Source organism: Pseudoalteromonas sp. P1-30, assembly GCF_001400005.1.
GTDB classification, from domain to species: Bacteria; Pseudomonadota; Gammaproteobacteria; order Enterobacterales; family Alteromonadaceae; genus Pseudoalteromonas; species Pseudoalteromonas atlantica.
Genome location: NZ_LKBC01000013.1, coordinates 117,269 through 128,896, shown reverse-complemented (window position 1 = coordinate 128,896; position 11,628 = coordinate 117,269). Strand labels below are relative to the sequence as shown.

Here is an 11,628-nt window from a genome sequence, read left to right as displayed (position 1 = left end):
CATGGCCCAATCAGGACTCGACCTTTTCCCATATACCCGCATGCGTAGAATGCGCCGCAGTGATTTTTCTCGCCGTCTTATGGCCGAAAACCAACTATCGGTAAACGATTTAATTTTTCCGGTATTTGTACTTGAAGGTAAAAACCGCCGCGAAGCAATTGAATCAATGCCAGGAATTGAGCGTTTATCAATTGATTTATTGCTTGAAGAAGCTAAAGAGCTTGTAGATTTAGGTGTACCTGCCGTCGCTATTTTTCCGGTAACCCCTGCTGACAAAAAGTCTTTGATGGCCGAAGAAGCCTACAGTGAAGATGGCTTAGCACAACGCACAGTTCGTGCTTTAAAAGAAGCTTTTCCTGAGCTTGGGGTTATTACCGATGTAGCCCTTGACCCATTTACTACTCATGGCCAAGACGGCATTATTGATGATGAAGGTTATGTAATTAATGACATAACCACTGAAATTCTTGTTAAGCAGGCGCTTTCGCACGCCGAGGCAGGCGCAGATGTGGTTGCACCCTCTGACATGATGGATGGCCGTATTGGTGCTATTCGCGAAGCACTTGAAGCAGATGGACATATTCACACACGCATAATGGCTTACTCAGCTAAATATGCCTCTAGCTATTACGGGCCGTTTAGAGACGCTGTAGGCTCTGCAGGTAACTTGAAAGGGGCCGACAAAAAAACGTATCAAATGGATCCTGCCAACTCTGATGAGGCAATTCGTGAAGTGGCACTTGATTTACAAGAAGGCGCCGACATGGTGATGGTGAAACCCGGTATGCCGTACCTTGATATTGTTCGTCGTGTTAAAGATGAATTTGGTGTACCTACTTTCGCATATCAGGTCAGTGGCGAATATGCAATGCACAAAGCGGCAATCGATAACGGCTGGTTGAGTGAAGAGGCCACAATTATGGAATCTTTACTGGCATTTAAACGCGCCGGAGCGGATGGTATTTTAACGTATTTTGCCAAGCAGGCCGCGCAATGGCTGCAAAATAAGTAAACATGTTATCAAAGGCGGTACGCCGCCTTAATTTTTTTACAATCATTAACATATTTGTATTCTTTTTGTCATTTAGATTGCCTAAACTGGTGTCCCATTTTGGGATTTAAATACACGGGAATAATAAAAAATGTTAAAAACGAAAATAACGCCACTGGCGCTTGTATTAGCAAGCCTCAGTGCACCAGCCTCCGCCGATCTAATCATTTCTGAATACATCGAAGGCAGCAGCAACAATAAAGCGATTGAGCTTTATAACAATGCTGATACAGAGCTTTCTCTTGAAGGTTATACTTTAGGACTTTATTCAAATGGTAGTAGTTCGGTAGGTAACTCAATTGATTTATCAGGCACATTGGCTGCCAATACCACCTATATAATTTCAAACCCTAGTGCTGACGCTGCCATTCTTGATATTGCAGATGAAACCAGCACAGTAACTTACTACAACGGTGACGATGCCCTTGTTTTAACTAAAGATGGTGTGGTGGTTGATAGCTTTGGCCAAGTGGGTGTTGATCCTGGCTCTTTTTGGTCTGATGATACCGTACAAACTCAAAATAAAACCTTACGAAGAAAAAATAGCATCACAACGGGTCGAACTGACTCAACTGCAACTTTTAATCCTAGCGATGAATGGGAACAGTTTGATATTGACACCTTTGACGGCTTAGGCTCGCATGCTGGCGATGGTGGTACGGCTCCTGCGCCAGACCCTGAGCCAGAACCATTAGAACCGCTTGTATGTGGTGCAGATAAAACGCTAATTAGCGCTGTGCAAGGTTCTGGTGAAGCAAGCCCGTTAGTAGATACCCTTGTTGAAATTGAAGGTATTGTCACTGCCGATTTTCAAGGTGAAGATGGCTTAGATGGTTTCTTTGTGACCTCCCTTGCTGCAGATGTAGATAACGACCCAATGACCTCTGAAGGTCTATTTGTATACTTTACTGATACCGATGTAAATGTAGGTGACCACGTGCGCGTACAGGGTACGGTTGATGAATACTATGATTCAACACAACTTGCAGATGTAACACAAATTGCAGTATGTGGTACTGACGAAGTGGCCTCTGCAACCTCAATAAGCTTACCTTTAGAGAGCCAAGCTGACCTAGAAGCTTATGAAGGTATGCTAGTAAGCCTAGATCAAACACTTGTAGTTACTAACAACTACAGCTTAGGTCGCTATGGTGAAGTAGAGCTAGCCACTGAGCGTTTATACCAAGGTACTCAAGTTGCATTGCCAGGTGATGCAGCCAATGCTGTTGAAGCGGCTAACTTGACTAAAAAAATCTTATTAGATGATGGCTCTACAGCTCAAAACTCAGATCCAACGGCTTACCCAGCGCCAGGCCTATCGGCAGAAAATACTCTACGTACCGGCGATACTGTAAATGCGGTAACAGGGGTAGTTACATACAGCTTTAGCACGTATCGCATTCACCCAACAGTTACACCACAGTTTATAGCGACTAATGCGCGTGAAGATGCGCCTGAGCAAAGTGAAGAAGCCGATTTACGAATCGCCAGCTTTAACGTACTTAACTACTTTAACGGTGATGGCCAAGGCGGTGGTTTCCCTACTAGCCGTGGTGCAGACTCAGAAGAAGAGTTTGTACGTCAAGAAGCAAAACTTGTAAGTGCTATTAGTGCAATGCAAGCTGATGTTGTTGGCTTAATGGAAATTGAAAATGATGGCTTTGGTGAGTTCAGTGCTATAGCAAGTTTAGTAAATGCATTAAACGATGCTGACAGCGCTAACAACTACGCGTTTGTAGATTTTAACGTAGCCCAAATTGGTACCGACGAAATCACCACTGCCCTTATTTACCGCGCAGATAAAGTAGAAGAAGTAGGCACAGCCGCTATTACTACTGATTACCCGTTTGATTACAGCAACCGTGCCCCAATTGCACAAAGCTTTAAGTCACTTTCAACAGATGAAGTATTTACTGTTTCTGTAGCCCACCTTAAATCTAAAGGGAGCTGTGGTGATGATAACAACGACGACCTAGGTGATGGCCAAGGCTGTTGGAATGAAATTCGTACCGAAGCTGCTGATGCGTTTACTGATTGGTTAGACAACAAACCTACTGGCGTAGATGACGAAGATATCATTCTTGTTGGTGATATGAACGCTTATGCAATGGAAGATCCAATCCGTAAGTTTGATGAAAAAGGCTATAAAAACGTAGTCGCAGAGCTTGATGGCGATACACTAAGCTACTCTTATAGCTTCTCTGGTCGTGCAGGTAGCCTTGACCATGCTTTAGCAACCGAGTCTTTACTAAGCAAAGTTGTTGCAGCAAATGATTGGCATATCAATGCTGATGAGCCTATCGTGCTTGATTACAACCTAGAGTATAAAAGCGAAGGTCATCAATCTACGCTATACGCAGAAGGGCCATACCGTGCATCTGATCACGACCCAGTTATTGTTGATATAAAATCTGAAGTAGTACTTACCCCTGAAGAGCAAACACCGGTAATTGCACCTGATCAAATATTCACAGTAGATGAAAACAGCGCTGTAGGCACTGTGATTGGCACACTTGATTTTAGTGACCCTAACGCTGATGTATCACCTGTGGTTAAATTTATCGTATCAGGTAACGATTCTGTATCAATTAACGAGCAAGGTCAGTTAATTGTTGCAAGCGAAGTAGACTACGAGTTTGAAAATCGTATTACCCTTACAGTACAAGCAGAGGATAGTGTAGGTAACGTATCTGAAGCACAAACGGTTGTAGTAAGAGTAAACAACCTACGTGGTGATGACGATAACGACTCAGGCTCATTGCTTTGGTTATCTCTTTTATTAGCACCACTTTCATTAGTGCGCAGATTTAAGAAAAAATAACGAGTGATTTGTTTTAAAGCCGCATTTTGCGGCTTTTTTTATGCTTATAAAAATGTAATTCAGACAAGCTTCAGTAAACAACCCTTAATATCTTCCATACCGTTTATTAACTATTAATAGAATTAGCCGCGCAACAAATACATTAAATGAGTATTTTTTACACATAAGCCGTAGTTAAAACCCTTTTTAATAAATTTAACTGTTGAAATGTAAACACTTTATTTACGGATTAAAAGTTGCACTATAAGTTCGTCACCCTTGTGTAGTAGTTAAGTAACAAACCCTAAGCGTAAAAATAAGTCGTGTTTTTATAAAGGAATGGAAATGAAACAATTAACCCAAACACCTCCTACTTGGCAGAAAAAAGCAACGCCATTATTGGGTCTACTTTTTATTTTTTCTGGCTGGGGCTATAGCACGCAGGCAATAGCAGCAAGTGTTGATGCAGCAATTCCGCAAGAAAGCCTATTTGAAGTAATAAGCGCCCGCGCTAAAAAACTAGCCGAACAAGAATATGCACCTCCAAAAAATATAGAGCTAGAAGCATTAAATAACATTGATTACCAAGATTACCGCTCAATTCGATTTAAGCAGGACAAATCAGTGTGGAAAGATGAAGGCCTGTATGAGCTACAACTCTTTCACCCTGGTTTTTTATATAAAACACCGGTAACAATTAATACCGTAGAAGGCGACTCAAAACGTAATCGCCTACCTTTTAGTACCGATTTTTATCAATACGATGGCACAGCCGCCCCTTTAAAAGACGAAATAGCAAAAAGCGTAGCCGGCACACAACTAGGCCATGCAGGCTTTCGCTTACATTACCCAATTAACACAAACGAATACAAAGATGAGGTAATGGTGTTTCAAGGGGCCTCTTATTTTAGAGTTGTTGGTCCTAATCAAGTATATGGTTTATCAGCACGCGGATTAGCAATCGATACCGCCGAAACATCGGGTGAAGAGTTCCCTATGTTTAAAGAGTTTTGGCTTGTTAAGCCCCAGGCTGAGCAAACTAACATCACTATTTTTGCATTGCTTGATAGCCCTTCGGTATCAGGCGCTTACAAATTTGATATTGACCCAACAACCAGCATGTTAGTTGATGTTGATATGCAAATTTTTGCCCGTAAAGATATTAAAAAGCTAGGCGTAGCCCCTTTAACAAGTATGTTTTACCACGGTGAAAACAGCACTAAGTTTTTTGATGACTACCGCCCAGAAGTACATGACTCAGACGGCTTGTTAACACAGTCAGCTGATAACAAATGGGTATGGCGCCCGCTTAACAACCCAACACAGTTAAGCGTTACGTCGTTTTCGTACACCAACCCTAAAGGGTTTGGTTTAGCACAGCGTGACCGTGACTTTAACAATTACCTAGACACTGAAGCGCACTACCACGACCGTCCAAGCCTGTGGATAGAGCCAAAAGGTGAATGGGGAAATGGCCGAGTTGAGCTAGTAGAAATACCAACAGACACTGAAACGAACGACAATATAGTGAGTTACTGGGTGCCTGAAAAGCCAATGAAAGCTGGTGATTCATTAAAGCTAAGCTACAAAATGAGCACCTTTAACGCCCATTTAACTCAACACCAAAAGGCGCGTGTAACACGCACACGTATTGGTAGCGCAGCGCTGCCAGGTGAAGATAATCCACCACCGCAAAGCCATCGCCAGTTTACCGTTGACTTTGCAGGCCCCGATTTAAACAACCTGTCTGAAAAGCTAACACTTGAAGCCGACATTCAGCTTACAACAGGTGAAGTAAGGGATGTAACAGTGCAAAAACTTCCTAAATCTCTTGGTTGGCGAGTAGCGTTTAAAATTGCACCACAGGACGATCAACCCGTAGATATGCGTTTATCGTTAAAACTTCGTGATAAAGAAATTAGTGAGGTATGGAGCTATGTTTGGTACCCAAATGACATCAAGTAATAAAGGAAAGGGCACACCAATGCCATTCAAAACACTGCGCGTATGGTTATTTGCTATTGCTGCACTCACTGTTTCAGGGTACGGCATCTCCATTATGTTTGAAATTTTAAGCTCAAACGGAATGACCTTGCTTGAATACGCGCTATTGGTTTTATTTTCAATAACCTTTGCATGGATTGTTACGGCATTTTGTAGCGGCACGATAGGATTTGTACTGCAATTATTTCGTATTGACCCGCTCACCCTAAGACGCATTAAGCCTATTGAGTTTGACAATGCCGCGCTTGCACAACAAAAAACCGCGGTAGTTATGCCTATTTATAACGAAGACACGCACCGTGTTATTGCCGGCTTTGAAGTGAGCTTACAATCGCTAAAAGAGACTGGGCAACTTGCCAATTTTGACTTTTATTTACTTAGCGACACGCAAGACCCTGAAATAGCACAAAACGAGCTAAGCGCATGGCATGCTTTATGTGAGCGTTTAGGCGATACTGCAAAACAGGTTTTCTATCGTCGCCGCGAAGATAATAAACACCGTAAAGTAGGTAACTTAACCGACTTTTGCGAGCGCTGGGGCAGCCAATACGATCACATGATTGTACTTGATGCCGACAGCGTAATGACGGGTAAATGTATGCTAGAGCTGACCACAAGCATGATCAACAACCCGCAAGCTGGCTTAATTCAAACTATTCCTATTCCAGTTCGTCAAGACACCTACTTTGGTCGTTTTTTACAATTTGCCTCTGTGCTTTACAGCCCAATGCTGGCAACGGGTTCTGCTTTTTGGCAAACCGACAAAGCTAATTATTGGGGCCACAATGCCATTATTCGTGTTGAAGCATTTATTAACTATTGTGGTTTACCTACGCTTGAAGGCAATGCCCCCTTTGGTGGCGAAATTTTAAGTCATGACTTTGTAGAAGCTTCACTACTGCACAGTGCAGGCTGGGATGTTTTATTACTTAGCGATATTGAAGGTAGCTACGAAGAAGTACCAAGTAACATTTTAGATTATGCCATACGCGACAGACGTTGGGTGCAAGGTAACATTCAGCATCTTGGCTTATTAGGCTCGTCTAAATTAAAGTTAATGAGTAAGTTTCACTTTTTATTAGGCGCAACCGCTTATATTTCATCGCTTATTTGGTTATCTATGCTGGCACTAAGCACCATAGATGCGGTAACGCGTGCATTAAATAGCGATGTGTACTTTAATCGGGTTTATCAGTTATTCCCAACGTGGCAAATAGCTAAAACAGACCTTATTGATTCACTACTTTATTTAACCATTATTATATTATTGGTGCCTAAATTAATGGGTGTAATTGTCACGTTAGTGCACAGAAATAAGCGCTTTGGCGGCTCGTTTAAATTAATATTAGGCTCAATAATAGAGACTGTATTTGCCATTATTGTGGCACCACTTATGATGGTGTTTCATGCTTACTTTGTAGTGTGTGTATTTTTGGGTAAAAAAGTTAAGTGGGATGCACAACCGCGCGAAGGCCGCATGGTACCGTGGAAAGAAGCGTTTAATTACACACTATTTTCTACCTTGGTTGCCATAGTATGGGGTGCTACAGCCTATTACTTTACGCCAGTGTTCTTTTGGTGGTTATCGCCTATATTACTCGGTCTATTACTTGGAGCGCCAATAATACGCTACACCAGTAGCATTAAGTTAGGTGTGCAACTGCGTAAAATGGGAATATTTATTTGCCCTAGCGAAGTTGATAACGACCCTATGCTAAACAACCTTAAAGTGCATTTAAAAGAGATTTCGGTACCAGAGCCTGGGCAATACCCTAAAACGGTGCCAGCCCTGCCACAAGAGCATTTAGTGGTTATGCCAATACAAAGCTTTAATAAGCCTCGCTTGCCAAAGATGAAAGCGCTAAGAGCTAAAGCAATTAAGAAGTTTAATTAGCGCAATGGGCACGCACTAAATACAAAAAGGAGCATGATTGCTCCTTTTTATTTATAAAATGCCAATTATACAAAGGCTAACCTCACGCTCTGCATGAGCTAATATAGTCGACTTTACAATCTACCTTATTTTTATATAACCTAACTATATTCGCTTTTTCATCGGCTGATAATCGCCAATTATAAAAATGGTAATTTTTACCATTTTCTAGCTCAACCTTAAATATGGTACAAATAAATAATGATTTAAATGAAATAGACTTTATTTCTTCGCTATTTATATATTGTTCGCGCATAAAGCGAGTATAGTTTATACCTGCTTGGTAACAGTGTAAGAATCGAAGGTGGATAAAATTAAAGATTATTATTACTCCTATTAACGGTAATAATAATAGAAAAGCCGCTTTTAGAGTAATTGCAAACACACTTTTTATAACAAACAAAAGTACGAGTACCGCAGCACACTTTGTAAATTGCAGCGGCCAGTTAGGGGTAAGTTTTATCGAGTTCATGAATTTACGTCTTATATAAAATGAAATATAGTAAACGTCTCTTCTTCGGAGACTTCCTTATCAACTTTTAGATTACTAATCTAAAAGTGCCAGTATTCTACAGTAGACACTTGCACACGGCAATAAGTCTAAGTAAATACATCAAGTTATAATCAATGAAAAATACTACTTCTATTACAGCAACTTACGTTAAAGCATAATAAGTTTATAAATAAGGCACTTCATTAACTAATCATATAAGACTATTAAATAAGCCAAACCCAATACTAAAAAACTACAACTGTAGGCAATAAAAAACCCGCAACATGTGCGGGTTTTTTTAAAGAGTTACAGAGCTAATTACTTAGCTGCTTTTTTCTCTTTTTCTGCAGCGATTACAGTGTCAGCCACGTTTTGTGGACATGCTGCGTAGTGTGAGAACTCCATAGAGAACTGACCACGACCTGATGTCATTGTACGTAGTGAACCGATGTAACCAAACATTTCTGATAACGGAACGTCAGCTTTAATGCGAACGCCAGTTAAACCAGCTTCTTGGTCGCTTAGCATACCACGACGACGGTTAAGGTCACCGATTACGTCACCAACGTGATCTTCTGGAGTGAACACGTCAACTTTCATGATTGGCTCAAGAAGTTGTGCGCCCGCTTTAGGGATCGATTGACGGAAAGCGCCTTTAGCAGCGATTTCGAATGCGATTGCAGATGAATCCACGGCGTGGAAGCCACCGTCGAAAAGCTCTACTTCAACGTCAAGTACTGGGAAGCCAGCTAGAACACCTTCGTTCATCATTGACTTGAAGCCTTTCTCAACTGCAGGCCAGAATTCTTTCGGTACGTTACCACCAACAACTGATGAAGTGAACGTGAAGCCTGAATTCGCTTCGCCTGGCTTGATACGGTAATCAATTTTACCGAACTGACCAGAACCACCAGATTGTTTCTTATGCGTGTAGCTATCTTCGATTTCACGAGTGATAGTTTCACGGTAAGCAACCTGTGGTTGACCAACAATAAGGTCTACGCCGTAAGTACGCTTAAGGATATCTACTTTGATATCTAAGTGAAGCTCACCCATACCTTTAAGGATAGTTTCGCCTGAATCTTCATCAGTCTCAACTTGGAAAGACGGATCTTCTGCAACCATTTTACCGATAGCAATACCCATTTTCTCATTACCGCCTTTATCTTTAGGCTGTACAGCAATCGAGATTACTGGAGTTGGGAATACCATTGGCTCTAGAGTTACTTTGTCTTTCGGATCACATAGAGTGTGACCAGTTTGAACGTTTTTCATACCTACGATTGCAATGATGTCACCAGCTTGTGCGCTAGTTAGCTCTTTACGTTCGTCAGCTTGCATCTCAACCATACGGCCAACACGCTCTGTTTTACCAGTAAACGAGTTAAGGATAGTGTCACCCTTGTTAAGTTTACCTGAGTAAATACGTACGAATGTTAATGCACCAAAACGGTCATCCATGATCTTAAATGCTAATGCTTTGAAAGACTCATCAGCAGATACGATTGCATGCTCGCCAGTTTCGTTACCTTCTTCATCCATAAGAGGTTGAGGGTCAACTTCTGTAGGAGATGGTAAGTAATCAACAACAGCGTCAAGTACTAGTTGAACACCTTTGTTTTTGAATGCAGAACCACAGAATGTAGGGAAGAAAGCAAGGTCACGAGTACCTTTACGGATACAACGCTTGATATCTTCTAAAGAAGGTACTTCACCTTCCATGTACGCTTCCATTAGGTCATCGTCTTGCTCTACAGCAGTTTCGATAAGCATTTCATGGTATTCGTCAACTTTGTCAACCATGTCTGCAGGAACGTCTGTGATTTCGTAGTTTTCAGGAAGACCAGTGTCATCCCAAACGTATGCTTTTTTAGTAAGAACGTCTACAACACCAACGAAGTCATCTTCAATACCGATTGGTAAAGTCATAACTAGTGGTACAGCACCAAGTACTTTACGTACTTGCTCAGTTACACGGTAAAAATCAGCACCCATACGGTCTAATTTGTTTACGAAGATAATACGTGCAACTTCTGATTCGTTAGCGTAACGCCAGTTAGTTTCTGATTGTGGCTCAACACCACCAGAACCACAGAATACACCAACACCGCCGTCTAATACTTTAAGTGAACGGTAAACTTCAACTGTGAAGTCAACGTGTCCAGGAGTATCGATAACGTTGAAACGGTGATCTTTCCAGAAACAGCTTACTGCCGCAGACTGGATAGTAATACCGCGCTCAGCTTCTTGATCCATGAAGTCAGTAGTAGATTCACCATCATGAACCTCACCTGTTTTATGGATAGTACCTGTAAGCTTCAGGATACGCTCAGTAGTAGTGGTTTTACCCGCATCAACGTGCGCGAAAATACCAATGTTTCTGTACTTCGATAAATCTGCCATTATTTTACTCTTAATAAAGTCGATAAATTATTCGGCGGGAGTATAGCATTACTTAAAGCGAACATCACCATACAAGTCGCTTAAAATGCAATCAATTTATAAAAAACTTACTTCAAAGATATTTTGAGGTATGAGATGGACTTAAAAGGGGCATGTTATAAGCTGTATTTAAAAGAGTTAAGTCTTCAACAGCGTTATTATTGAACATTAAAAGCGCAATTGAGTGATGACATGAAGCAAATACAATTTATTTTGCCTCATGCACTTTTCTAGTAAAATTACTCAAAGCTCATGGTTTTGACCTTGTCGCTAATAACTAAATTACCCACTGTTTTAGCTTTAACTTCATCAACACTCACCCCTGGTGCGCATTCTAACAAATGAAAAGCGCCGTCTTTAATTTCTAATAAAGCTAAATCCGTAATAACTTTATTGATACAGGAAACACCAGTTAGCGGCAGGCTGCATTCGCTCAATAATTTTGACTCACCATGTTTATTAGCGTGAGTCATAATGCAAATAATGTTTTTTGCCCCAGCCACTAAATCCATCGCCCCGCCCATACCTTTGACCAATTTATTAGGGATCATCCAACTGGCAATGTTACCGCTTTGGTCCACTTCAAAGGCACCGAGTACAGTTAAATCAACATGACCTCCGCGGATCATGGCAAAGCTTTCAGCAGAACTAAAAATAGCGGCACCCGTAGCTGCGGTTACTGTTTCTTTTCCTGCGTTGATCATATCGGCATCTACATTTTCAGCGCTAGGATAGGGCCCCATGCCCAGTAACCCATTTTCTGATTGCAGCATTACCTCAATGCCCTTAGGTATATAATTGGCCACCAATGTAGGTATCCCTATTCCTAAATTAACGTAGTAGCCATCTTGTAATTCCATTGCCACGCGTTTTGCTATTTGCTCTCGTGTTAATGCCATTATGTG

At 41.4% G+C, this 11,628-nt stretch carries 6 protein-coding genes; 4 read left to right on the top strand and 2 right to left on the bottom strand.

The window, feature by feature from the left end:
* Window position 1: 1 nt before the first annotated feature.
* The 4 genes from hemB (at window position 2) to mdoH (ending at window position 7,749) form a co-directional block, all read left to right on the top strand.
* Window positions 2-1,012, top strand: coding sequence for a porphobilinogen synthase (hemB, locus tag AN395_RS16210; protein WP_029772896.1), 1,011 nt, complete (start codon window positions 2-4; stop codon window positions 1,010-1,012).
* A 130-nt stretch (window positions 1,013-1,142) separates the two neighbouring features.
* Window positions 1,143-3,872, top strand: a complete 2,730-nt coding sequence (locus AN395_RS16205; protein ID WP_054983611.1) for an ExeM/NucH family extracellular endonuclease — start codon at window positions 1,143-1,145, stop codon at window positions 3,870-3,872.
* Window positions 3,873-4,196: 324 nt separating this feature from the next.
* Window positions 4,197-5,816 carry a glucan biosynthesis protein gene (locus AN395_RS16200; protein ID WP_054983610.1) on the top strand — a complete coding sequence of 540 codons (1,620 nt, stop codon included), beginning with the start codon at window positions 4,197-4,199 and terminating at the stop codon, window positions 5,814-5,816.
* On the top strand, window positions 5,788-7,749 hold the full coding sequence (gene mdoH, locus AN395_RS16195; RefSeq protein ID WP_054983609.1) for a glucans biosynthesis glucosyltransferase MdoH: 1,962 nt from the start codon (window positions 5,788-5,790) through the stop codon (window positions 7,747-7,749). The genes AN395_RS16200 and mdoH overlap by 29 nt, the downstream gene beginning before the upstream one ends.
* Before the next feature lie 850 nt (window positions 7,750-8,599).
* Here the strand turns inward: mdoH and fusA are convergent.
* Together fusA and AN395_RS16180 are read right to left on the bottom strand one after the other, a co-directional pair.
* Entirely contained in the window at window positions 8,600-10,684 is a 2,085-nt protein-coding gene (fusA, locus tag AN395_RS16185) for an elongation factor G (protein ID WP_024033968.1), read from the bottom strand.
* A 278-nt stretch (window positions 10,685-10,962) separates the two neighbouring features.
* Window positions 10,963-11,622 (bottom strand): CoA transferase subunit B, encoded by a 660-nt coding sequence (locus AN395_RS16180; RefSeq protein WP_054983608.1) that lies wholly within the window; start codon window positions 11,620-11,622, stop codon window positions 10,963-10,965.
* Window positions 11,623-11,628: the final 6 nt, after the last annotated feature.